The sequence below is a fragment of the Paraburkholderia sp. BCC1876 genome, from assembly GCF_902833695.1.
In the GTDB taxonomy this organism is placed as follows: Bacteria; Pseudomonadota; Gammaproteobacteria; order Burkholderiales; family Burkholderiaceae; genus Paraburkholderia.
The window spans coordinates 685,161-707,512 of record NZ_CADFGI010000004.1 but is presented as its reverse complement, the minus strand read 5'-3'; the positions used below and the strand labels follow the sequence as shown (position 1 = coordinate 707,512).

The following is a 22,352-nucleotide window of genomic DNA, read 5'->3' as shown; positions in this document are numbered from 1 at the left end:
CATCAAGGGAAAAGATCATCATGGATTACGCAACCCTCAAACTGATCTGGTGGGTGCTGATCGGCGTGCTGCTGATCGGCTTCGCGCTCACCGACGGCTTCGACATGGGCGCGGCGATTCTGCTGCCGTTCATCGCGAAGACCGACGCCGAACGACGCATTGTCGTGAACACGGTCGGCGCGACGTGGGAAGGCAACCAGGTGTGGTTCATCACGGCCGGCGGCGCGATGTTCGCGGCATGGCCGCTGGTGTACGCCGCCTCGTTCTCGGGCTTCTACTTCGCGATGTTGCTGGTGCTGTTCTCGCTGTTCTTCCGGCCGGTCGGCTTCGACTACCGCAGCAAACGCGAAGACCCGCGCTGGCGCAGTGCGTGGGACTGGGCGCTGTTCGTCGGCGGCTTCGTGCCTTCGCTGGTGATCGGCGTCGCGTTCGGCAACCTGCTGCAAGGCGTGCCGTTCTCGTTCGATACCGACCTGCGCGTCACCTATCACGGCGGCTTCTTCGCGCTGCTCAATCCGTTCGCGGTGTTGTGCGGGCTGGTGAGCGTGTCGATGCTGGCGGCCCATGGCGCGGCCTTCGTGAAGATGAAGTCGGACGGCGTGGTGGCCGAGCGGGCCTCGCTCGCGCTGCGGATCGCGTCGCTGGTGGGCGTGGTGCTGTTCCTGATTGCCGGTGTGTTGATCGCGACGGTGATCGGTGGCTATCAGGTGATCGACGCGCCGCCGCTCGATTCCGTCGCTAACCCGCTGATGAAGAACGTGATCGGCGCGCCTGGGTTGTGGCTCACCAACTACGCGAACTATCCGTGGATGGTCGCCGCGCCGGTGGCGGGTCTGGTGGGCGGTGTGCTGGCTTTGCTGCTGGCGCGCTCGCGGTTCGAGAAGAGCGCGTTTCTGGCGACCTCGCTGATGATCATCGGCGTGATTCTGACGGCGGGCTTTTCGATGTTCCCGTTCATCATGCCTTCGTCGCTCGACGGTCGCAGCAGTCTCACCGTGTGGGATTCGACGTCGAGCCGCATGACGCTGCAGATCATGCTGGTGGCCGTCATCATCTTCCTGCCGCTGATTCTGATCTACACCAGTTGGGTGTATCGCGTGATGCGCGGCAAGGTGACCGCCGCCGCACTCGAAGAAAACCAGCATTCGATGTATTGACCGGCACTACGCTTTTAATGGGAGTTTGTGATGTGGTATTTCAGTTGGCTGCTTGGGATCGGCGTGGCGTTGGCGTTCGGCATCATCAATGTGATGTGGCTGGAGTCGCGCAAGCCGGTGGAAGCCAAGGTTAAGACGCGCTGAGGCGATGTGGACCGGCTGCGATGAAGCCGGTCGGTTAACGCAAAAACGGCACCTTGAAGAAACTCAAGGTGCCGTTTTTTATTGCTGCGTGCTGCGTCGGCTTGAGTCGGGACGGCGCGAGCCGCCCCACTCCGTTACGACGCAGTTACGCCATCACCGCATCACGCCGGCAAAGGCGAAGCAGCGCCGCCATTTGACGACATACGCGTCGCCAGCACCGCCGCATAGCGCTGCGCCGAATCGCCCACTACGATATGGAACGTATCCGCCGAGATCCATGCCGTATCGAGCGTAGCGAGCCGCTGACGATCCACCGCCGACGGATCGCGCACGACCACACGCAAACGCGTTGCCGCGACCGCATCCAGCGACACCACGTTGCCCGCGCCGCCAAACACGGCGAGCCAGCGCAGCGGATCCGGGTCGAGCGGACCACCGTGCCCACCCGCAACCGCCGCAGCAGCCACCGGCGCAGCAGCAGGCGCAACACTCGCCGCCCTCACCGCCTCACCACCACCCTGCGCGATCACCGTACGAATTTCATCCGCGATGATGTCCGCTTCCGGCCCGATGATCACCTGCACATTGCCCGAACCGCGCTTGAGCACACCACGCGCGCCGATCGTCTTCAGATCGTTCTCGGAGACCAGATTCGAATCGACCACCGACAAACGCAAACGTGTCGTGCAAGCATCCACGTTCGACAGATTCGCCGCGCCACCCAGCGCCGCGATATACCGCTGCGCACGCGGCACTGCCGCACCGGCCACCGGCGAAACGAAACCGCCGGCCTCGAACGATCCGACCTGCTCGTCAGCGGCAGCGGGTTCGCGACCCGGCGTCGCCATGTTGAACTTGCGGATGAAGAAGCGGAACAGCCCGTAATACACCACCGAATACACGATACCGATCGGAATCGCCATCCAGCCCTTCGTCGACAGGCCGTAGTTCAGCACGTAGTCGATCGCGCCGGCCGAGAACGTGAAGCCGAGGTGAATGCCGAGCGCCGAGCAGATCGCAAGCGACAAGCCGGTCAACAGCGCGTGAATCACATACAGCACCGGCGCGAGGAACATGAAGCTGAATTCGATCGGCTCGGTCACGCCCGTCAGGAACGAGGTCAGCGCCATCGAGAACAGCAAGCCGCCAACCATCGCACGGCGTTCCTTCGGCGCTTCATGGAACATGGCCAGACACGCGGCCGGCAGACCGAACATCATGATCGGGAAGAAGCCCGTCATGAACGTTCCGGCCGTCGGGTCGCCGGCGAAGAAGCGATGCAGGTCGCCCGTCACCGCAACGCCGCCCGGCGGCGTGAACGTGCCGAACACGAACCACGTCAGCGAGTTGAGGATGTGATGCAGACCCGTGACCAGCAGCAGACGGTTCAGCACGCCGAACACGAACGCGCCGAGCGCACCCGCGGTGGTCAGCCAATGGCCGGCCGTATCGATCACGGCTTGCACCGGTTGCCACACGTACCCGAACGCTATGCCGAGCACCAGGCAGACCAGCCCCGTGACAATCGGCACGAAGCGTTTCCCTCCGAAGAACGCGAGGTAATCGGGCAGCTTGATGTCCTTGTACTTGTTGTACAACAAGCCCGCGACAACACCCGCGATGATCCCCGACAACACGCCCATGTTGAGCTTGTCGTTGATGTCCTTCATCACCGCGACTTCGATCAGATAACCGATCGCGCCCGCGAGACCCGCCACACCGTTGTTGTCTTTCGCGAACCCGACCGCCACGCCGATTGCGAACAGCAGCGGCAGGTTGTCGAAAATCGCGCCGCCGGCGTCGGCGATCATCTTGATGTTGAACACATCGGGTTGGCCGAGGCGCAGCAGCAGGCCGGCAACCGGCAGCACCGCAATCGGCAGCATCAGCGCGCGTCCCAGGCGCTGAATCTTCAGAAACGGATTCCCATCCATCGATACCTCCAATCCTTAGTCTCGTGGTCGACTGTTTGTCGTTGAATTTTCTAGCTACACGTCATCGTTGTGCGAAGCTGGCTGCGGACTATGTAGTGCTCAGTCCAGCGGCCAGGTTTCGCGGCTTACTGCTCTTACCGCCTGTGCCGATTCGAGCGCCAAGGCATCCTGGGCGCGCTGGCGACACAACTGATAATCGAGATTGCGCACGCGCGCTTTGATGCCCGGCACCGACACCGGATCGACCGACAGTTCGGTCACGCCGAGGCCGACCAGCAGCGGCATCGCCACCGGATCGCCCGCCAGCGCGCCGCACACGCCGACCCACTTGCCGTGCTTCGCCGCGCCTTCTACCGTGGCCGCGATCAGGCGCAACACGGCCGGATGCAAGCCGTCGGCTTGCGCGGCGAGGTCGGCCTGGCAGCGGTCCATTGCGAGCGTGTACTGCGTCAGATCGTTGGTGCCGATCGACAGAAAATCCGCGTACTGCGACAGTTGATCGGCCAACAACGCCGCCGACGGCACTTCGATCATTACGCCCACTTCGATCGGCTCCGTGCGGCCCAGCTCGCGGGCGAATTCGTCGATACGTTTGCGGATGCGGATCAACTCGCCGGCGTCGGTCACCATCGGCAGCAGAATGCGTACGGCGCCGAGCGGCTGCACAGCCAGCAGACCGCGCAACTGATCGTCGAGCAGATCCGGGCGCACTTGCGCGAGGCGAATGCCGCGCAGGCCGAGCGCCGGATTCGGTTCGGGTGGCAGCGTCAGGTAATCGACTTCCTTGTCGGCGCCGACGTCGAGCGTGCGAATGATCGCGGTGCGGCCGCTCAACGCGTCGACGATCGACTGATAGCTCTGCCGATGTTCGTCCGTGGTCGGTGCCGCCGCGCGGTGAATGAACAGCAGTTCGGTGCGCAACAGGCCGACGGAATCGGCGCCGTTGTCGACGGCGATCTTGGCGTCGTCGAGCGTGGCGATGTTCGCGGCTACTTCGATCGCGCGACCGTCGGCGGTCACGGCGGCTTGCTGCGACGTGCGGCGGTTCACTTCACGCACGTTAGCGAGGCGGCTGCGTTCCGTGCGAGCACGTTCCACATCGACTTCGGTCGGCGCGAATTCCAGACGGCCGGTGGTCGCGTTCACCACGACTTGCGTGCCTTCGGGAATCGCGTGCAAGGCATCGCCGACTGCGACGAGCGCGGGAATCCCGGCCTGACGCGCGAGAATCGCCGCGTGCGAGGTCGCCCCGCCGCGTGCCATCACCAGTGCCGTGACGCGCGAGCGATCCAGCGTCGACAGATCCGACGGCGTGAATTCTTCCGCCGCGAGCACGGCTTCTTCCGGCAGCACACGTGCCGCCGCGTTCGTATAACCCAGCGCACGCAGCACGCGCTTTTCAATGTCGCGCAGATCGGCGGCACGTTCGGCGAGCAACGCGTCTTCAATATTCGACAGGATCGCGATCTGCGCGCGAATCGCATCGCGCCACGCAAAACCGGCGCTCTTGCCGAGGCTGATCAGATCGCGCGCCGCGTCGAGCAGCGTCGGATCTTCGAGCAACACGCGATGCACCGCGAAAATTCCCGCCTCACCGACCGCGCCGCGTTGCGACGCATCGCGCACCGTCGTGCCGAGGTCCGCGTCGACGGTGGCAATCGCCTTGTCGAGCAAACGGCTTTCCGCCGCCGACGTGCCGTTCGCCTTCTCCGGCGGATCGATGTCCGCGTCGTCCCAGCGCACCAGCTTGCCGACCGCGACGCCCGGCGCCGCGCACACACCCGCGAGCGTATTCGGCGCGAGCGCTTCACCCGCCGGACGCGCCACCGCTTGCGGCGCGGGCGAGCTTTGACGTGCCGGCTTCTCTTCGACTTCGCCGTGCGCTTCACGCGTCAATTCATGGGCGATCGCTTCGATCGCGGCCTTGGCTTGCGGGCCGACGCCGAGCAACTCGACGGTCGCACCTTCGCCCGCACCCAGGCCGAGCAAACCGACCACGCTTTCGATCGACGCCTTGCGTCCTTCGTAACGCACTTCGACGCGCGCGTCGAAACCGCGTGCCGCTTCACGGGCACGCGCCGCCGGACGCGCATGCAAACCGCCCGCGTGAACCAGCGTGACCTGCTGACGCGCTTCTTCCGTCACATTCGTGGCACTCGCCTGGCGCGACGCTTCGGCGACTGCGCCGTCGCGGGCACGCAGCACCAGCAGCGGCGTTTCGCCGGCCTTCAGCATGCCGCCTTCCACGCGTTCGACGATTTCGAACGCATCCGAATTGGCAATCGCGATCACCGACACCAGGCTCGGCGCATTCAGCGCGACCTGATCCTGATCGAACTCGATCAGGATGTCGCCGGCACGCACATGGGCGCCTTGCGCGACCATCGGCGCAAAACCTTTGCCGTTCAGTTCGACTGTGTCGATACCGATATGCAGCAGGATCTCCGCGCCTTCGGCGGTGGCCAGCGTGACCGCATGACCCGTGCGCGCGAGATGCGTGACGGTGCCGTCGCACGGCGCGACGAGTCGCCCCTCGAGCGGATCGACGCCGATGCCGTCGCCGAACATGCCGCCCGAAAACACAGGGTCGGGCACCTTCGCCAGCGGCACGACCGGACCGGTCATCGGCGCGAGCAAAACAATATGGCCTGCAGTGGGGCTCATCAAGCGGGACTCCTCGACACGTCGCATCTGATTTCTCGTCAGTGAGTTTCGGTGACTTTGTTGAGATGGCGCGGCGCATCGGGATTGCGCCCGCGTGCGGCGGCAAGGCCGGCGGCCATCACGTAAAAGGACAGGATCGCGGCGATCGGATCGAGCGCCGCATGAGCGGTAGTCGCGAGCGGCAGCGTGGCTTCCGCCACGTCGGCGGGCGCCGCGAGCAGCACGTTGGCGCCGCGCGCGCGCATGTCGCGGGCGAGTTGCAGCAGGCCGGCCTGCTCGGGTCCGCGCGGCGCGAACACCAGCAGCGGATAGTCGCGGTCGATCAATTCCATCGGACCATGACGCACTTCCGCGCTCGAAAACGCTTCGGCCTGAATGCCGGAGGTTTCCTTCAGCTTGAGGGCGGCTTCCTGCGCGATCGCGAGACCCAGACCACGGCCGATCACGATCATGCGTTCGACGCCGCGCAATTCGTCGACGGCCTTCGACCAGTCGAGCGTACCCGCCGTTTGCAGCGCGTCGGGCAGCGTGTTCAATGCGGCGAGCAGGTCGGCGTCTTGCTGCCAATGCGCGACCAGCTGCGCGGAGATCGACAGCATCGCGATATAGCTTTTGGTGGCCGCGACGCTCAGTTCCGGACCGGCGACGAGCGGCAGATGCCATTCGCACGCATCGGCCAACGGCGAGTTCGGCGCGTTCACTGCGGCGACGGTCAGCGCGCCGGCTTCGCGGAGCGCTTGCATCGTGCCGACCAGATCCGGGCTCTTGCCCGATTGCGAGAACGCCAGCGCGAGCTGATCGCGCACTTGCAGCGGCGCCTGCTGAAGCGTCGCGACCGACATCGGCAGCGACGCGACCGGCACGCCGAGGCGGCTCATGGTCAGGCTGGCGAAGTAGCTCGCCGCATGGTCCGAGCTGCCGCGCGCGACGGTGAGCGCGACATGGCGCGGCTGCTGCGCAAGCTTCGCGGCCAAAGCCTCCACGCGCGAGGTGTCCGTGAGTTGCGCGGCGACCGTTTCAGCGGACGCCAGCGCCTCTTTAAGCATATTCGACAATTGCTTCTCCTTCGACGTAAGTCGCGCTCAACGCCAGTTCACGATCGAACACGACCACATCGGCCCACGCGCCGCGCGCGATGCGGCCGCGGTCTTCGATGCCGAGATAGTCGGCGGCGTAGCGCGACAAACGGTTTGATACATCGGCGATCGGCAGGCCGATCGAGACGAGATTGCGCAGCGCCTGATCCATGGTCAGCGTGCTGCCGGCGAGCGTGCCGTCGGCGAGACGCACGCCGCCGAGGCACTTGGTGACGTGCTGGCTGCCGAGGCGGTATTCGCCGTCCGGCATGCCGGTGGCCGAGGTGCTGTCCGTCACCACATACAGACGCGGAATCGCGCGCAACGCGGCGCGGATCGCGCCCGGATGCACGTGCAGCAGATCGGGAATGATTTCGGCGAATTCGGCGTGCGCGAGCGCGGCGCCGACGAGGCCGGGATTGCGGTGATGCAGCGGCGACATCGCGTTGAACAGATGCGTGAAGCCGCAGGCGCCGTGCTTGAGCGCGGCGACGGCGTCGTCGTAGGTGCCGAGCGAATGGCCGAGCTGCACGCGCACGCCGCGCGCCGCCATCGCGGAGATGATCTCCATGTGACCGGCAATTTCCGGCGCCAGCGTGACCACGCGAATCGGCGCGATCGACAGATACTTCAGCACTTCGTCCATCACCGCGGAGACCGCGGCGTCCGGTTGCGCGCCGAGTTTGCCGGGGTTGATGTACGGCCCTTCCAGATGCACGCCGAGCACGCGCGCGCCGCCTGGCGTGCGGATTCGCGCGACATCGCCGAGACCGGCGACCACGGCCATCAGTTCGTCGCGCGGCGCGGTCATGGTGGTGGCCAGCAGGCTGGTGGTGCCGTAGCGCGCATGCGTGCGGGTGATCGTTTCGATCGCGTCGCCGGCTTCCATCACGTCAGAACCGCCGCCGCCATGCACGTGCAGATCGATGAAGCCGGGCAGGATGTACGGCGCGTCGTTCGTCGACGGATCGACGCGAACGCCGGTCAGTGCCGTGATGCGGCCGTTTTCGTATTCGAGCGTGCCGTGAATCCACCCATCGGTGGTGAGTATGTTTCCGGTCAGCATGAGTCTCTCTGGTCAGGCGTAATACGGGGTGTGGCTGAATCGCGCTCGATGTCGCCGCGTCGCCCGGTGGGCCTCGCGGCTCGCCGGCAGATCAGCCAGTCAGGTTCGCAATTCAGCGACGAAGTCGTAGTAATCGTCGCGGCAATAGGTGTCGGTCAGTTCGATGGCGCGCTGGTCCGCGCTATAGCCGATACGGGTAATGACCAGCAGCGCGGAGCGCGGTTCGATATCCATCAGCGAAGCAATCTCGCTCGACGCGTTGACCGCACGGAAGTGCTGCAACGCACGGACCACGGCCTGGCCGCGTTGCTCCAGATGCGCGTAGAGCGACACGCCGATCGCTTGCGGGTCGGGCACGATCGCCGCCGGCAGCGCGGAATGCTCGACCGCCATCACGATGCCGTCCGCGCGCCGCAGGCGCCGCAAACTCGCCACCGCCGCGCCGGGCGACAGACCCAGATGCACCAGTTCGTCCCGATTGGCGGCGCGGATATCGCGCTCGAGCCACACCGAATCCGGCCGGAAACCGCGTTGCTGCATCTTCTTCGTGAAACCGGTGAGGCGCGACAGCGGATCTTCGACCCGCGGCGTAATGAAGCTGCCCGCGCCGCGAGCGCGCCGGATCAAGCCTTGCTCGACCAGCAGTTCGATCGCCTTGCGCGCGGTGATGCGCGACACGCCGATCGCGTCCGACAACGTGCGCTCCGACGGCAGCGCCTCACCCGCCGACCAGACGCCACAATGGATCGCCGTCGCCAGATTGCGCGCGAGCTGCAAATAGAGCGGCGTGACGTTGCGAGCGTCAGGCATCAGTGCGGACCAGCGAGTTTCCATGGGGCTCCGGGGGCCGTTGCGGGGATGTCGGCCGACGAAAAATGAGAGCCCATTATATAACCAACATAATACCAGTCAATCAACTGGTATCACGCTGGTTTGGATCACCTGAAAGCCTTATCCCGCAAGCGTTTGCGCGATTTTTGAAGGTGCTGGGCGGGGCTTTCCGGAGCCCAGGACTTACCCGTATTCGGGCTTCTGAAAGCGTGCTGGCGGAGCCCATGCGGGCTCTCAACTGGTCTGATGAAAACCGCGCTCGATACCTGTCTGATACCAGTGCCTCTACCGCACGATCGGCGCGTCTTTTTTAATGGGATACGTTCCAATATAGTGCTGGATACGAGGCCATAAAAATTCCCCGGGGAGCAGCATTTGACAGATTCCGAGGCGCTGCGGCGCGCTCAGGCCGTCCGCCATTTCAACCGCTTCTACACCCAGCATATCGGCGCGCTGCATGAGCATTTGGCAAGGAGCGCGTTCTCGCTGACGGAAGTGCGCGTGCTGCACGAACTCTCCCGTGGACGTGCGCAAACGGCCTCGGTGCTCGGGCGCGCGCTCGGCCTCGATAGCGGTTATCTGAGCCGCCTGCTGACCAGCTTCGAACGACGCAATCTGATCACGCGGCGCCCGTCGGATACGGATGCGCGGCAGTCGCTGATCGCCCTCACCGACAACGGCCACGCGGCCTACGCGCCGCTCGATACCGCCGCGATCGAAGAAGTGTCGGCGCTGCTCGAAGGTCTTACGCCACTCTCCCAGGAACAGTTGATCGGTGCGATGAAGCTGATCGAGCGGCTGTTGCGCGCCCAGCCGTCGCACGAACTCGTGCTGCTACGGCAACCGCGTCCCGGCGAATGCGGCTGGCTCGTGCATCGGCAGGCGCAGTGGTTTGCGGCGCAATACGGCTGGGATCGTTCGTTCGAGGGGCTGCTCGCGCGGGTCGTCGCGGATTACACGCAGCGCGGCGACCCCGTGCGCGAGATGTGCTGGGTCGCCGATCAGGAAGGCGTGGTGGTCGGCTCGGTGTGCATCGTCGGCGTGTCGACGACGGTGGCGGGCGTGCGGCTGTTGTGGGTCGAGCCGGATTTGCAGCGGCTCGGCATCGGCACGCAGCTGATCGGCGAATGTGTGCGCTTCGCGCGGCGCGCGGGCTATACGAAGCTCACGTTGACCACCGCGCTTTCGCTTGCCGAGCCACGACGCTTGTGCGAGCGCGTCGGTTTTACGCTGGCCGGCACGGCGCCGGAGCGCCGCTTCGGCAGGGATCTGACGATCGAGCGATGGGAATTGGAGTTGTAGAAGCGAGGCGGCAGCACGGAACGCTGCGCTGCTCGATGCGCTCGCTTTGTTGCCCGTGTCGAGCGGTGCTCATGGGCTTGCGGAAGCGGGCGGCGCTGTGTCGGCACACGCCCCTGCTACGGCTCGGGTGATTCAGTCGCTTAGAACGACGGCACCATCGAACCCTTGAACTGCGTCTTGATGAACTGGCGCACCTCTTCCGACTGATACGCGGCGACCAGCTTCTTCACCCACGGCTTGTCCTTGTCCTGCGCGCGCACGGCGATCAGGTTCGCGTACGGGCTGTGGATGTCTTCGAGCGCGATCGCGTCTTTGGTCGGCTGCAGGCCGGCGGCCAGCGCGAAGTTCGTGTTGATCACGGCGGCGTCGACGTCCGACAGCGAGCGCGGCAGTTGCGCGGCGTCGAGTTCGATGAGCTTGACCTTCTTCGGATTCTCGGCAACGTCGAGCGGCGTGGCGTTATTGCCGTTCGTGCCGGCACCGGCCTTCAGCTTGATCACGCCTTGCGCCTGCAGCAACAGCAGCGCGCGATTTTCGTTCGACGGGTCGTTCGGCACCGCGACCTTCGCGCCTTGCGGCAGATCCTTCACCGACTTCAGCTTCTTCGAGTAGATGCCGAGCGGCGAGATGTACGTGAGACCGGCGTTGACGATCTTGTAGCCGCGTTGCTTGACCTGGCTGTCGAGGTAGGGCTGATGCTGGAAGCTGTTCGCGTCGAGATCGCCCGCGTCGAGTGCGGCGTTCGGCTGCACGTAGTCGTTGAATTCGACGACCTTCACGTTGAGACCTTCGCGCTTCGCTACCTTGGTGACGACTTCCCAGATTTGCGCGTCCGGGCCGCCGATGGTGCCGACCTCGATCACTTTGTCGTCGGCATGTGCGCCGACGCTGGTCACGATCGCCGCGCCGGCGATCACTGCGGAGAGGGCTTTGAGGATGTTTCTGCGCTGCATTTGATTCTCGCTGGTTCCAGTCGATCCGATGGGCTGATCGACGCTCTGATCGGTGTCAGATTCGGGTGAAAGTTGGCGCGCGTGCTGCTTTTGGCAGTGCGGCGCCAACTGGACCGCAAATGGTCTCATATGCCCGGCGAGATGGGAAATATCACGATCGCATATAGGTATGCATCGTGAGGGGCCGCGTGCGGGATGGGCACGCGGCTGGGTTGGGTTGCGGCTTCGGCTACGTTAGAACGTGGTCCAGTCCTCGTCCGAGGAGGCGGATTTTGCAGGTTCGGCGGAGACGCGCGTCGGTGCCGGCGTTGGCCTGGAGTTCGCGGCGGGCTTCGCGCTCGCTACCGTCGCATTCGATGCCATGGATGCCGCCGAAGCGGACGCCGACACCTTCGGTTCAACCTGCACCGATGCCGATGCCGGCGTATGAGTCCGCGCCGAACCCGTCGCGTTAGCGACCCGCTTCGAAGCGCTTTGCGCCGTCGCCGGTTTGGCGTCGCGTGAAGTGACCGCCGCCAGTCGTGTCGCAGCCAACGAAACCGATGAACCCGTCGCCACCGTCGCCCCGCCATTCACCCGAAACGCACTCACCGTATCGCGCAACCGGCCGGCCTGATCCTGCAACGAAGCGGCGGCCGCCGCAGCCTGCTCGACCAGCGCCGCGTTCTGCTGCGTGACTTCATCCATCTGCGTGACGGCGCGGCCGACCTGCGCGATGCCCGTGCTTTGCTCTTCGGACGCCGCCGCAATCTCACCCATGATGTCGGTCACGCGTTGCACGGCCAGCAGAATCTCGCCCATCGTCGTGCCGGCCTGCTGCACCAGCGTCGAGCCGTTATGCACGCGCTCCACCGACGCGCCGATCAACTGCTTGATCTCCTTGGCCGCCGTGCCGGAACGCTGCGCGAGGCTGCGCACCTCGCCCGCTACGACCGCGAAACCACGGCCCTGTTCGCCGGCGCGCGCGGCTTCCACGGCCGCGTTCAACGCGAGAATGTTGGTCTGAAACGCAATCCCTTCGATCACGCCGATGATGTCCGCGATCTGCCGCGAGCTGTCGTTGATCTCGCCCATCGTGCCGATCACGCGGCTCACCACGTCGTTGCCGCGGGTCGCGATTTCGGACGCGTTGTGCGCGAGCCCGCTCGCCTGACGCGCGTTGTCGGCGTTCTGCTTGACCGTCGCGGTCAGCTCTTCCATGCTCGCCGCGGTCTCCTGCAACGAAGCCGCCTGCTGCTCGGTGCGCTGCGACAGATCGTTATTGCCCGCGGCAATCTGCTGCGTCGCCGACGCGATCGATTCCGACGACCGACGAATCTCGCCGATGGTCCGCTGCAAGCGGTCCTGCATGCCGTGCATCGCCGCCATCATGCTGGTCGTGTCCTGCGGACGCACGTCGACGACCTGCGTCAGATCGCCTTGCGCGATGCTCGCCGCGATCCGCGCCGCCTGATCCGGCTCGCCGCCGAGGCTCGCGCGCACGTTGCGGATGATCAGCAACATCGCAAGCGTGATGATCGCGCCGATCACCAGCACCACGGCCAGATGCAACGCCAAGGTCTCGTAGTAGACGGTGTCGATGTCCTTGATGAACACACCGCTCGTGATATTCCAGTCCCACGGCGCGAAACGCACCACGTAGCTGATCTTCGGCACCGCCGTTTCGCTGTGCGGCAAACGTCCGCGATATTCGGCGAAGCCGCGGCCGCTTGCTTTGGCCGCGTCGACGATCGCGACGTACAGCAGCTTGCCGTCCGGGTCCTTGAAATCGCCGACGGGTTTGCCGGTCATTTGCGGCAACGTCGGATGCATCAGCACAACTGGCTTCGAATCCATCACGAACAGATAGCCGGATTCGCCGTAGCGCATGGTCGCGAGACGGGCGAGCGCTTCGCGCTGCGCGTCGGCCTCGCTCATCTTGCCGCCCTGCGACAACGTGTAATAGCCGTTCACGACGCCCTGCGCCGCGTCGACGAGATTCACCATGCCCGCCTTGCGCTCGGCCAGCATCGTGCTACGCGTTTCGACCGCGCTCCACAGCCCGACGCCGAGCAAACCCAGCCAGACAAGTGCGAGCGACAGCCACAGTTTGCGATTCAAACTCATCCTGCTCATTGTTATGGTCTCTCTCGTGTGATCCGTTTTCAGCTTGCTTCAGCTTGCGAATGCGGGCGCGTGGTTCGTCACCGTGACTGCCCGCAAACGATTGCTCCATTTATAACGGCATGGCAGGCGGCCAACTTGAGGGAGCTTGTAAGGAAACTGATTGCTTTGCGGCGTCGCGCGCGCTCGGGTTGATCGCGCGCAATAAGTCGTCCGCTGACCGATAATCGACGCTTGGGAGAAAAGAGAACCATCATGTACGTCATCAACCTGAGCTATATCGCATCGCTCGAACGCGTCGACGACGTGCTCGACGCGCATCGCGCGTTTCTGACAAAGCAGTTCGAAGCCGGCGTGTTCGTCGCGGCCGGACCGAAGGTGCCGCGCGATGGCGGCGTCATTCTGGCGGTGGGCGTCGAGCGTGAAAAACTGGATGCGATTCTCGCCAGCGACCCGTTCGCGGTGCAGCAGATCGCACGCTACGAGGTGACGGAGTTCAAGGCGACGCGGCTAGCGCCGGGTTTGAATTTGCCGATGCCGGCTTGAGCGTTACGGCGGAAGGAATGAAGCGAGCGGGGTTGCAGCGCTGAAGTCTGAAGCGGCGCCAATTCGACTGAGACGCAGAGTCAAAAACGGGCACCTGCTTCAAGCACGCGCCCGCTTCCATCACAGCATCATCAATCAAGCAGCAGCTTGATATCGTGCACCCAGGGCGTTGCACCCTGGCCGTCGCGCGCGAACAGACGCAACTTGCCGTCGGTATCGAACACGTAGCTCGCGGCCGTGTGATCCATTGTGTAGCTGTCCGGCGTCTTGCCCGGCACCTTCGCATAGTAGACGCGGAAGTCTTTCGTGATCTTGGTGAGCTGCGCCTGATCCGCCGGACGCAAGCCGACGAACGTCGGGTTGAACGCCGGCACATATTGCGCAAGCAACGCTGGCGTATCGCGTTCGGGATCGACGGTGACGAACAGCACCTGCACGCGCTTCGCGGCGTCTGGGCCAAGTTGCTGCAGCGCCTGCGAAAGCTCGGCCATGGTGGTCGGGCAAACGTCCGGGCAATGCGTGTAGCCGAAGAACAGCACCACCACTTTGCCCTTGTAGTCGGCCATGGTGCGAACCTGGCCGGACGTGTCGGGCAACGAGAAGTTACTGCCGAATTGCGTATTGCCGGTGATGTCGAGATTCGTGAACGCCGGCGGCTGTTTGCCGCAGCCTGCGGCGATCAACGCGGCGCCGAGCGCGCAAGCCATCACAGCGGCACGCGTGCTGCGTGCGAAGCGGTTCTTGAACATGGTGTGGTGTTACGCGCCGATCAGGACGCGCGCATAGTGGTCGATCAGCAGCGCGGCGAACAGCAGCGACAGATAGACGATCGAATAACGGAACATCTTGCGCGCCAGATCGTCCGAGTACTCCCGGTAGATCTTCCAGGCGTACGCAAGGAATAGGGCGCCGAGCAGCACAGCGGCCGCGAGGTACACCACGCCGCTCATGCCGGAGATGAACGGCATCATCGTGACCGCGAACAGGATCACCGAGTACAGCAGAATATGCAGGCGCGTGTACTGCTCGCCGTGCGTGTTCGGCAGCATCGGCAGGCCGGCGTTTTCGTAGTCTTTGCGGCGATACAGCGCGAGCGCCCAGAAATGCGGCGGCGTCCACACGAAAATGATCAGCACCAGAATCCATGCGTCGCCCGGCACGTGACCGGTGACCGCGGCCCAACCGAGCGCCGGCGGCATGGCACCCGAAGCGCCGCCGATCACGATGTTCTGCGGCGTGGCCGGCTTGAGCAACAGCGTATAGATAACCGCATAGCCGACGAAAGTGGCCAGCGTGAGCCACATGGTCAGCGGATTCGCGAACGTGTAGAGCGTCCACATGCCGAGCCCGCCGAGTACGGCGGAGAACGACAGGATTTGCGGGGTGGTGATTTCGCCGCGTGCCGACGGACGCCATGACGTGCGCCGCATCTTCGCGTCGATTTTCTGTTCGACGAGACAGTTGATCGCGAACGCGGCGCCGGCCAGCAGCCAGATACCGACAGTGCCGCCGATCAGCTTGGTCCACGGCACCATGCCGGGCGTAGACAGAAACATACCGATGACGGCGCAGAACACGGCGAGTTGCGTGACGCGCGGTTTCGTCAGGGCGAGATACTGGGAGACCCGGCTACCGGGCGTTTGGGAGAGTGTTGTGCTGTCCATGTGGAGTCACGCTGGCGCGGCATCGCGCGCAGGAAGCGCGGCGCGGCCGGGACGGCTATAAGCGATCCGAAAGTTTAACATAACGAGCAGAAGCAGCAGGATCGCGGCCCCCCCGTTATGCGCCACTGCAATGGGCAACGGCCATTGCAGAACGATGTTCGACAACCCGGTGATGAACTGGATCAGCACCACCAGCAGCACGCCATTCGCCGGCCGTCGCAGCGACTCGAAACGGCGCAGTTTCAACGCGAACCAGACCAGATACGCGACCACCACGATCGCAAACGTGCGATGCGTCCAGTGGATCGCGACCAGCGCGTCCTGCGTGATCATCTCGCCGTCGCCGGTCATGCCGAGCGCGCGCCACAGGTGAAAGCCATGCGCGAAGTCCATCGGCGGGACCCATTGGCCGTTGCAGGTCGGGAAGTCGGTACAGGCGAGCACCGCGTAGTTCGTGCTGACCCAGCCGCCCAACGCGATCTGCGCGACCAGCAGCACGAGGCCGGCGAGCGCCGCGACGCGCCAGCGCGCGGCTTCGGGCTCGTAGGCGGGCAGCGGCGTTTGCCGCGCGGCCAGCCAGCCGAGCGTGCCGAGCAGCGCGAGACCGAGCAGCAGGTGGGTCGTGACGATGATCGGTTGCAGCTTCATCGTCACGGTCCATGCGCCGAACGCACCCTGCACGAGGATCAGCAGCAGCAGCGAAGTCGGCCACCACGGCGACACATGCAGCGGACGGCGCTTGATACGCGCGGTCCACGCAATGATCGTCTGCGCGATGATCAGCACGCCGATCGCCATCGCAAAGTAACGGTGGATCATCTCGATCCAGGCCTTCGTCAAACTCACCGGCCCGGTGGGCATCAACTGATGCGCCGCGCTGATCGCCGCATGCGCGATAAACGGCGACGACGTGCCGTAGCAGCCCGGCCAGTCGGGACAGCCAAGCCCGGAATCGGTGAGGCGCGTGAAGCCGCCGAACATCACCAGATCGAGCGTCAGGAAAGTGGTGAGCCAGACCAGCTTGCGGAATTTGTTGTCGTCGGCCTTGACCCACACATAGGACAGCGGCAACAACGCGATACATAAGCCGATCAAGGCCAGTTGCAGTACGAACATCTCTCTTACCCTGGTTGCGGCATCAGCCGATGCTCGACCATTTGAGCAGCTTGGTCACGTCGCCCTTGATCTTGCTCGGGTTCGGATCTTTCGGGAAACGCATCATCAGATTGCCGTTCGGATCGACCAGATAAATGTGGTCGGTCACCTGGGTGCCGGTGTCGGTCGGCAACCAGGCGGAGACCTGGGCCGGATCGGCGATCAGCATGTCGGTGTCGGGATACGCCTTTTGTATCACGTCACCGACATTGCCTGCATCCGTGCGCAGCCACACTTGCACGACGCGCTCGCGTTCCGGGCCCTGAGCTGTGCGGATTTGTCGCATGAAGTACAGCTTCGTGACGCAGGCTTTGTCGCACGCGCTGTTGTCGACCGAGATCATCAGCCACTTGCCGCGCAGCGACTCGAGCTTGAGCGGCTTGCCGTCTTCACCGGTGACCGTCAGCGAGTCTGGAATCGGCCGCTGGGGCTCGACCAGCGTGCCGTAGCTCGTGCTGCCGCCGGTCGGCTTGATCACGTAGTAAGTGAAATACGACACGGCGATCGGCGCCGCGCAGATCACCGCCAGCAGCAGCAGGATCCAGCGGCCACGTTGCCATGAGCCCTTGCCGTTGGGTTGGCCCGGCATCGCTTTCGGTGCGGCGGGTTTGCCGGCTTGCGGCGTGCGGGGAGATTGCGTCGACACTACGGGACCTCACTTCAATAATTGCGCGGTTTGCGTCGTGCTCTCGCGAAACCGCTTGTGCTGTGTTTGCGTTATACGCCGGACACCGGGGCTTTTCTGCCCGCCCGGCGCGCGGCATACAGACCGAACACCAGCGCGGCGGCGGCCATGCCCCACCACTGGAACATGTAGCCGTAATTGCGCTCGACGCCGTTGTCCGGCGCGGGCCAATCGCGCACCAACTTGTCGCCGTCGTCGCTCAATTGCTGGATCACGAACGGTTGCAACGGCAGCCCGGTTTCCGCGGCGTACGCGGCGGTATCCAGATTCTGACGGATCAACTGATGCTCGGCCGAGCCGCCCTGCCCCAACTCGAATGCGCGCGTGGCATCCGCCCGCGCAATGCCTTCGATCTGGATCTCGCCCTGCGGCGTGCTGTACGGCGCGATGGTTTCCCGATTATTCATGTTGCGCGGCAGCCAGCCACGATTGACCAGCACGTAGCCGCCGTCGGCCAGTTTAAAAGGCATCACGACGTAAAAGCCCGGCTGATCGTTATACGGACGATTATCGAGGTAGACCACCTTGTCCGCGACGAAACTGCCACGCGCTTTCACCCGATGAAATTCGATGTCCTTCAGTGCCACCGGCGTACCGCTCAGCGTCTGCGCGGGCGCGTTCTCGAACTGCGAGATGTGCGCCTCGAGCGCTTCTTTTTGATGCGCGCGATCGCGCTGCCAGAAACCAAGTCGCACCGTCACCACGATCACCAGCAGAATCAGCAGCGCGGGAATGAGGCGGAATTTCATTGACGGCACTCCGCTGTCACCGCTCGCGACGCCGCCTGGAAGCGACGGCAAACGCCGGCGCGCGGTGCGATAATAAACGTCTTGCCTCTGCGCTTTCGGGTTTCAGCTGCTTCCATGCACATTCTCGTTCCCATCGCCTTCGTCCTGATCATCGCCAGCATGGTGTCGGCGCTGTATTTCATGATGCATGACAAGGGCAAAACCAAGCGGATGGTCTGGTCGCTCGCCACGCGGGTGGGTCTGTCGATCTCGTTGTTCCTGTTCATCCTGTTCGCTCACTGGATGGGCTGGATTCAGTCGACCGGCATTCCCTACGGGCGCTGAGCCCGGCGGGACTTTATCAAGCCTTCCAAGCGTTCCACGCCGCCAAACAAAACGCCGCCCTGACAGGGTCGAGGGCGGCGCTGCTTACGTGCTTTGCATACTGCTCGTGCGCCACGCCCCAAAGAACGTCACGCGAGCGGCCTGCACACATTCCGGACTACCGGTAGGCGCAGGCCAGACTGCCAGACCACCTGCTTACAGCCAGTACACGACGATGTACAGCCCGAGCCACACAACGTCCACAAAGTGCCAGTACCACGCCGCGCCTTCGAACGCGAAGTGATGCTCCGCCGTGAAGTGGCCGCGAATCAATCGCACCAGCACCACCGCCAGCATCGTGCCGCCGAGGAACACGTGGAAACCGTGGAAGCCCGTCAGCAGGAAGAAGGTCGACCCATAGACGCCCGACGACAACGTCAGATTCAATTCGTTGTACGCGTGGAAGTACTCGAAGGCTTGCAGGAACAGGAAGCAGACGCCGAGCACCAGCGTAGCCGCCAGCCAGATGATCGCCTTCTTGCGATGATCTTCACGCAGTGCATGGTGCGAGACCGTCAACGTCGCGCCCGACGACAGCAGCAGCGCGGTATTGATAGTCGGCACCGGCCACGGCTGCATCGACTTGAAGGTCGAGACCAGCGCTGCCGGACCGTTGTTCGGCCACACCGCCGAAAAGTCCGGCCAGATTAGCTTGTAGTCGAGGCTGCCCAGTTGATGCAGCGCAATTTCACGCGCATAGAACAACGCGCCGAAGAACGCACCGAAGAACATCACTTCGGAGAAGATGAACCAGCTCATGCTCCAGCGGTACGACTTGTCGACATTTTTGCCGTACATGCCGCTTTCCGATTCCGCGATCGCGTCGCCGAACCAGTGCCACAGCGTAAAGAGCAGCCACAACAAACCGACTACCACGCCGATCGGCGCCCAGTCGTGGTCGTTGATCCAGGCCGCAAGCGATCCGAGCATGACCAGCAACCCGGCAGCGGCGCTGATCGGATGCCGCGACGGATGCGGTACGAAATAGTACGGGCTCTCGTTTTGACCGCTCATTCTTGATTCTCCACTTCAGTCCAGTTGTTCCGGAATCTCCGGCTGTATCTTCGGCGGCGCGTCGAACCCGCACCGCTTCACTCTAATTCGTGGGCCCTACTGCGCCCTTCACTACCGCTGCGTCCAACCGTCTCAGCCCACCACCGCGCGCACGACCAGGATCAGCACGCCAATGAAAATGGCCGCGCAGATCAGTGCCGCCGCGATCACATGCAGCGGATTCAGTTGCGTGGCGTCGGCTTCCAGATCGCGACGCTTGCGCACACCGAAAAACGACCAGAGCACGGCCCGCATCGACTGACCAAAACTACTCTTGCGCGGGGCGCTGCCGTTATCGCTCATCTTGTCCCGGTTTCCTTCGCCTGGGCGGGGGGTAACCCGTCAGGCGGGATTGGCGGTGGTTGCCGCCGTGTTGGCCGTGTCAGCCGTGGGTGTGGCGCTTCCGGCCGTTGCCGCAGCCGGCGTGTTCAATTCAAAAAACGTGTACGACAACGTGATCGTCTTCACGTCTTTCGGCAGCTTCGGATCGACCACGAACACCACCGGCATCCGCCTCGTCTGATTCGCCGTCAACGTCTGCTGCGTAAAGCAAAAACATTCGATCTTCTTGAAGTATTCGGTTGCCTGCTTCGGCGCGTAGCTCGGAATGGCTTGCGCCTGAATCGTGCGCGCCTGTTCGTTGCTGACCTCGTACATCACGGTGGTCACTTCGCCCGGATGCACGTCGAGACTGCGCTGCTCCGGCTTGAAACCCAGCGGGCCGCGCGCGTTCGCATCGAATTCGATCGAAATCGTGCGGCTCATGTCGACCTGCGTGTTCTTCGCCTCGCGCACCGTGGCATCACGCTGCACGAGGTTGTTGATGCCGGTGATCTGGCAGATCGCGCGGTACATGGGCACCAGCGCGAAACCGAAACCGAACATCATCAACGCGACGACGAACAGCTTGATCAGCATCGAACGGTTAAAAGAGCGGTCGGCCTGAGCCGGCGGTTGCGTCGACATCTCAATCCTCAACAAACCAGCGAACAGACAGCAACGCCCGCTTCAGGTGAAGAAGCGCTGCTTGATGATGACGCTCGCGAAAAAGACCGCCGCGATGACGAACATCACCCAACCTATCCGCCTGTTGCCCGCGCGAATCTGCTCCGGCGATCGTCTTTCCTGTGGATTGCGCGTCATGCTCGATTTTCTGAATACTTTTGTGACTTGCCGGGTGACAGCCGCCTGGGCCGCTGCCCCGGTTCCGCTCGCGGCACGTTGCGCCGCAGCCGGAACCGGTTGCCTCCCCCACTGCCGATTTACTCGACCGTCGGCGGGTGTTCGAACGTGTGGAACGGAGCCGGGCTCGGCACGGTCCATTCGAGGCCCGTTGCGCCGTCCCACGGCTTGTCGCCGGCTTTTTCGAGTTCGCCGCCGCCACGGTAGGCCGGCAGCGCAACCGCGAACAGGAAGTAGACCTGCGCCAGACCAAAGCCGAACGCGCCGATCGAGATGACCTGGTTCCAGTCGGTGAACTGTGCCGGGTAGTCAGCATAACGACGCGGCATGCCAGCCAGACCGACGAAGTGCATCGGCAGGAACGCGAGGTTGAAGAAGAACATCGACGCCCAGAAGTGGATCTTGCCGCGCGTTTCGTTGTACATCCAGCCGGTCCACTTCGGCGCCCAGTAGTACCAGCCTGAGAACAGCGCGAAGAGTGACCCCGCCACCAGCACGTAGTGGAAGTGCGCGACCACGAAATAAGTCCCGTGATACTGGATGTCGAGCGGCGCCATGGCCAACATCAGGCCGGACAGACCGCCGAACGTGAACACCAGCAGGAAACCGACCGCGAACAGCATCGGCGTTTCGAAGCTCAACGAACCGCGCCACATCGTCGCGACCCAGTTGAACACCTTCACGCCGGTCGGCACGGCGATCAGCATCGTCGCGTACATGAAGAACAGCTGGCCCGTCACCGGCATGCCGGTGGCGAACATGTGGTGCGCCCAGACCATGAACGACAGAATCGCGATCGACGAGGTTGCGTACACCATCGAGCTATAGCCGAACAGCGGCTTGCGCGAGAACGCCGGAATCACCTGCGACACGATCCCGAACGCCGGCAAGATCATGATGTACACCTCGGGGTGCCCGAAGAACCAGAAGATGTGCTGGTACATGACCGGGTCGCCGCCGCCTGCCGCGTTGAAGAACGACGTGCCGAAGTGGCGATCGAACAGCACCATGGTGATCGCGCCTGCCAGAACCGGCATCACGGCGATCAGCAGGTACGCGGTGATCAGCCACGTCCAGACGAACATCGGCATTTTCATCAGCGTGAGGCCGGGTGCGCGCATGTTCAGGATCGTCACGACGATGTTGATCCCGCCCATGATCGACGAAGCGCCCATCAAGTGGATCGCGAAAATCGCGAAGTCCATGCCCGGGCCCATCTGCGTGGAGAGCGGCGCGTACAGCGTCCAGCCCGCGGCGGTCGCGCCGCCCGGTGCGAAGAACGAGCCGACCAGCAGCACAGCGGCCACCGGCAGCAACCAGAAGCTGAAGTTGTTCATACGCGCGAACGCCATGTCCGACGCGCCGATCTGCAGCGGAATCATCCAGTTCGCGAAGCCGACGAAGGCCGGCATGATCGCGCCGAACACCATGATCAGGCCATGCATGGTGGTCAGCTGATTGAAGAACTCGGGACGCATGATCTGCAGACCCGGTTCGAACAGTTCGGCACGGATCATCAGCGCCATCACGCCCCCGGAGAGGAACATGGTGAACGAGAAGATCAGGTACAGCGTACCGATGTCCTTGTGATTGGTTGCGAACAGCCAACGACGCCAGCCATGCGGCGTTTCGTGGGCATGGTCGCCGTGTACGTGCTCGTGGCCCGCGGTTACATCGTGTCCGATGCTAGACATGACAATCTCCTAATGCGAATACTGCGGTGCT

The 22,352-nt window shown here is 63.7% G+C and carries 22 protein-coding genes; 5 read left to right on the top strand and 17 right to left on the bottom strand.

Annotated features, from left to right (window positions below):
* The first annotated feature begins 20 nt into the window (after positions 1-20).
* Together cydB and cydX are read left to right on the top strand one after the other, a co-directional pair.
* Positions 21-1,157: a cytochrome d ubiquinol oxidase subunit II gene (gene cydB, locus HWY05_RS18550; RefSeq protein ID WP_035553622.1), complete on the top strand. Its 1,137-nt coding sequence runs from the start codon at positions 21-23 to the stop codon at positions 1,155-1,157.
* Between the two features lie 30 nt (positions 1,158-1,187).
* On the top strand, positions 1,188-1,301 hold the full coding sequence (gene cydX / locus HWY05_RS18545; RefSeq protein ID WP_035553624.1) for a cytochrome bd-I oxidase subunit CydX: 114 nt from the start codon (positions 1,188-1,190) through the stop codon (positions 1,299-1,301).
* Positions 1,302-1,462: 161 nt separating this feature from the next.
* Here the strand turns inward: cydX and nagE are convergent, their stop codons facing one another.
* The 5 genes from nagE to HWY05_RS18520 all read right to left on the bottom strand — a co-directional run bounded on the left by nagE (position 1,463) and on the right by HWY05_RS18520 (position 8,875).
* Positions 1,463-3,235, bottom strand: a complete 1,773-nt coding sequence (gene nagE, locus HWY05_RS18540; RefSeq protein WP_035553627.1) for an N-acetylglucosamine-specific PTS transporter subunit IIBC — start codon at positions 3,233-3,235, stop codon at positions 1,463-1,465.
* Positions 3,236-3,334: 99 nt separating this feature from the next.
* On the bottom strand, positions 3,335-5,926 hold the full coding sequence (gene ptsP, locus HWY05_RS18535) for a phosphoenolpyruvate--protein phosphotransferase (protein ID WP_176059155.1): 2,592 nt from the start codon (positions 5,924-5,926) through the stop codon (positions 3,335-3,337).
* 11 nt (positions 5,927-5,937) lie between these two features.
* Positions 5,938-6,945, bottom strand: a complete 1,008-nt coding sequence (locus HWY05_RS18530; RefSeq protein ID WP_035553632.1) for an SIS domain-containing protein — start codon at positions 6,943-6,945, stop codon at positions 5,938-5,940.
* Positions 6,938-8,041, bottom strand: coding sequence for an N-acetylglucosamine-6-phosphate deacetylase (gene nagA, locus HWY05_RS18525; protein WP_176059154.1), 1,104 nt, complete (start codon positions 8,039-8,041; stop codon positions 6,938-6,940). Before nagA ends, HWY05_RS18530 begins: the two co-directional genes overlap by 8 nt.
* A 99-nt stretch (positions 8,042-8,140) precedes the next feature.
* On the bottom strand, positions 8,141-8,875 hold the full coding sequence (locus HWY05_RS18520) for a GntR family transcriptional regulator (RefSeq protein WP_035553637.1): 735 nt from the start codon (positions 8,873-8,875) through the stop codon (positions 8,141-8,143).
* Between the two features lie 372 nt (positions 8,876-9,247).
* Between HWY05_RS18520 and HWY05_RS18515 the strand changes: the two genes are divergently transcribed.
* The gene (locus HWY05_RS18515) at positions 9,248-10,174 is read left to right on the top strand and encodes a bifunctional helix-turn-helix transcriptional regulator/GNAT family N-acetyltransferase (RefSeq protein ID WP_035553641.1); all 927 of its coding nucleotides are present in this window, start codon (positions 9,248-9,250) and stop codon (positions 10,172-10,174) included.
* Between the two features lie 140 nt (positions 10,175-10,314).
* Here HWY05_RS18515 and HWY05_RS18510 read toward each other — a convergent pair whose 3' ends face one another.
* Positions 10,315-11,127, bottom strand: coding sequence for a MetQ/NlpA family ABC transporter substrate-binding protein (locus HWY05_RS18510; protein ID WP_176059153.1), 813 nt, complete (start codon positions 11,125-11,127; stop codon positions 10,315-10,317).
* Between the two features lie 234 nt (positions 11,128-11,361).
* Complete coding sequence (locus HWY05_RS18505; RefSeq protein ID WP_176059152.1) at positions 11,362-13,233, bottom strand: methyl-accepting chemotaxis protein; 1,872 nt, start codon at positions 13,231-13,233, stop codon at positions 11,362-11,364.
* A 252-nt stretch (positions 13,234-13,485) separates the two neighbouring features.
* Between HWY05_RS18505 and HWY05_RS18500 the strand changes: the two genes are divergently transcribed.
* Entirely contained in the window at positions 13,486-13,776 is a 291-nt protein-coding gene (locus HWY05_RS18500) for a YciI family protein (RefSeq protein WP_035553646.1), read from the top strand.
* A 131-nt stretch (positions 13,777-13,907) separates the two neighbouring features.
* On the opposite strand, the gene HWY05_RS18495 is transcribed toward HWY05_RS18500, so the two are convergent.
* The 5 genes from HWY05_RS18495 to HWY05_RS18475 all read right to left on the bottom strand — a co-directional run bounded on the left by HWY05_RS18495 (position 13,908) and on the right by HWY05_RS18475 (position 18,029).
* The gene (locus HWY05_RS18495) at positions 13,908-14,525 is read right to left on the bottom strand and encodes an SCO family protein (protein WP_035553650.1); all 618 of its coding nucleotides are present in this window, start codon (positions 14,523-14,525) and stop codon (positions 13,908-13,910) included.
* A 9-nt stretch (positions 14,526-14,534) separates the two neighbouring features.
* On the bottom strand, positions 14,535-15,440 hold the full coding sequence (cyoE, locus tag HWY05_RS18490) for a heme o synthase (RefSeq protein WP_176059151.1): 906 nt from the start codon (positions 15,438-15,440) through the stop codon (positions 14,535-14,537).
* A gap of 6 nt (positions 15,441-15,446) precedes the next feature.
* Complete coding sequence (locus tag HWY05_RS18485; protein ID WP_035553656.1) at positions 15,447-16,556, bottom strand: COX15/CtaA family protein; 1,110 nt, start codon at positions 16,554-16,556, stop codon at positions 15,447-15,449.
* A gap of 22 nt (positions 16,557-16,578) precedes the next feature.
* Positions 16,579-17,184, bottom strand: a complete 606-nt coding sequence (locus tag HWY05_RS18480; protein ID WP_244146646.1) for a cytochrome C oxidase subunit I — start codon at positions 17,182-17,184, stop codon at positions 16,579-16,581.
* A gap of 128 nt (positions 17,185-17,312) precedes the next feature.
* Positions 17,313-18,029, bottom strand: a complete 717-nt coding sequence (locus HWY05_RS18475; RefSeq protein WP_035553660.1) for an SURF1 family protein — start codon at positions 18,027-18,029, stop codon at positions 17,313-17,315.
* 114 nt (positions 18,030-18,143) lie between these two features.
* Between HWY05_RS18475 and HWY05_RS18470 the strand changes: the two genes are divergently transcribed.
* Positions 18,144-18,353, top strand: coding sequence for a twin transmembrane helix small protein (locus HWY05_RS18470; RefSeq protein ID WP_007179452.1), 210 nt, complete (start codon positions 18,144-18,146; stop codon positions 18,351-18,353).
* Between the two features lie 195 nt (positions 18,354-18,548).
* On the opposite strand, the gene HWY05_RS18465 is transcribed toward HWY05_RS18470, so the two are convergent.
* From HWY05_RS18465 to ctaD, 5 genes are all read right to left on the bottom strand, one after another.
* Positions 18,549-19,406 carry a cytochrome c oxidase subunit 3 gene (locus HWY05_RS18465; protein WP_035553662.1) on the bottom strand — a complete coding sequence of 286 codons (858 nt, stop codon included), beginning with the start codon at positions 19,404-19,406 and terminating at the stop codon, positions 18,549-18,551.
* Positions 19,407-19,538: 132 nt separating this feature from the next.
* A complete protein-coding gene (locus tag HWY05_RS18460) occupies positions 19,539-19,748 on the bottom strand; it encodes a DUF2970 domain-containing protein (protein WP_035553665.1) in 210 nt (69 codons plus the stop codon).
* Positions 19,749-19,787: 39 nt separating this feature from the next.
* Positions 19,788-20,411, bottom strand: coding sequence for a cytochrome c oxidase assembly protein (locus HWY05_RS18455; protein WP_035553667.1), 624 nt, complete (start codon positions 20,409-20,411; stop codon positions 19,788-19,790).
* 42 nt (positions 20,412-20,453) lie between these two features.
* Entirely contained in the window at positions 20,454-20,588 is a 135-nt protein-coding gene (locus HWY05_RS38360; protein WP_035553669.1) for a cytochrome oxidase small assembly protein, read from the bottom strand.
* A gap of 119 nt (positions 20,589-20,707) precedes the next feature.
* Positions 20,708-22,321: a cytochrome c oxidase subunit I gene (gene ctaD / locus HWY05_RS18450; protein ID WP_035553671.1), complete on the bottom strand. Its 1,614-nt coding sequence runs from the start codon at positions 22,319-22,321 to the stop codon at positions 20,708-20,710.
* Between the last annotated feature and the right edge of the window lie 31 nt (positions 22,322-22,352).

Bases quoted from the DNA above. Each gene is read 5' to 3' on its own strand.
- cydB (WP_035553622.1), top strand. From the start codon at position 21: ATGGATTACGCAACCCTCAAACTGATCTGGTGGGTGCTGATCGGCGTG.
- cydX (WP_035553624.1), top strand. From the start codon at position 1,188: ATGTGGTATTTCAGTTGGCTGCTTGGGATCGGCGTGGCGTTGGCGTTC.
- nagE (WP_035553627.1), bottom strand. From the start codon at position 3,235: ATGGATGGGAATCCGTTTCTGAAGATTCAGCGCCTGGGACGCGCGCTG.
- ptsP (WP_176059155.1), bottom strand. From the start codon at position 5,926: ATGCGACGTGTCGAGGAGTCCCGCTTGATGAGCCCCACTGCAGGCCAT.
- HWY05_RS18530 (WP_035553632.1), bottom strand. From the start codon at position 6,945: ATGCTTAAAGAGGCGCTGGCGTCCGCTGAAACGGTCGCCGCGCAACTC.
- nagA (WP_176059154.1), bottom strand. From the start codon at position 8,041: ATGCTGACCGGAAACATACTCACCACCGATGGGTGGATTCACGGCACG.
- HWY05_RS18520 (WP_035553637.1), bottom strand. From the start codon at position 8,875: ATGGAAACTCGCTGGTCCGCACTGATGCCTGACGCTCGCAACGTCACG.
- HWY05_RS18510 (WP_176059153.1), bottom strand. From the start codon at position 11,127: ATGCAGCGCAGAAACATCCTCAAAGCCCTCTCCGCAGTGATCGCCGGC.
- HWY05_RS18505 (WP_176059152.1), bottom strand. From the start codon at position 13,233: ATGAGTTTGAATCGCAAACTGTGGCTGTCGCTCGCACTTGTCTGGCTG.
- HWY05_RS18500 (WP_035553646.1), top strand. From the start codon at position 13,486: ATGTACGTCATCAACCTGAGCTATATCGCATCGCTCGAACGCGTCGAC.
- HWY05_RS18495 (WP_035553650.1), bottom strand. From the start codon at position 14,525: ATGTTCAAGAACCGCTTCGCACGCAGCACGCGTGCCGCTGTGATGGCT.
- cyoE (WP_176059151.1), bottom strand. From the start codon at position 15,440: ATGGACAGCACAACACTCTCCCAAACGCCCGGTAGCCGGGTCTCCCAG.
- HWY05_RS18485 (WP_035553656.1), bottom strand. From the start codon at position 16,556: ATGTTCGTACTGCAACTGGCCTTGATCGGCTTATGTATCGCGTTGTTG.
- HWY05_RS18480 (WP_244146646.1), bottom strand. From the start codon at position 17,184: ATGCCGGGCCAACCCAACGGCAAGGGCTCATGGCAACGTGGCCGCTGG.
- HWY05_RS18475 (WP_035553660.1), bottom strand. From the start codon at position 18,029: ATGAAATTCCGCCTCATTCCCGCGCTGCTGATTCTGCTGGTGATCGTG.
- HWY05_RS18470 (WP_007179452.1), top strand. From the start codon at position 18,144: ATGCACATTCTCGTTCCCATCGCCTTCGTCCTGATCATCGCCAGCATG.
- HWY05_RS18465 (WP_035553662.1), bottom strand. From the start codon at position 19,406: ATGAGCGGTCAAAACGAGAGCCCGTACTATTTCGTACCGCATCCGTCG.
- HWY05_RS18460 (WP_035553665.1), bottom strand. From the start codon at position 19,748: ATGAGCGATAACGGCAGCGCCCCGCGCAAGAGTAGTTTTGGTCAGTCG.
- HWY05_RS18455 (WP_035553667.1), bottom strand. From the start codon at position 20,411: ATGTCGACGCAACCGCCGGCTCAGGCCGACCGCTCTTTTAACCGTTCG.
- HWY05_RS38360 (WP_035553669.1), bottom strand. From the start codon at position 20,588: ATGACGCGCAATCCACAGGAAAGACGATCGCCGGAGCAGATTCGCGCG.
- ctaD (WP_035553671.1), bottom strand. From the start codon at position 22,321: ATGTCTAGCATCGGACACGATGTAACCGCGGGCCACGAGCACGTACAC.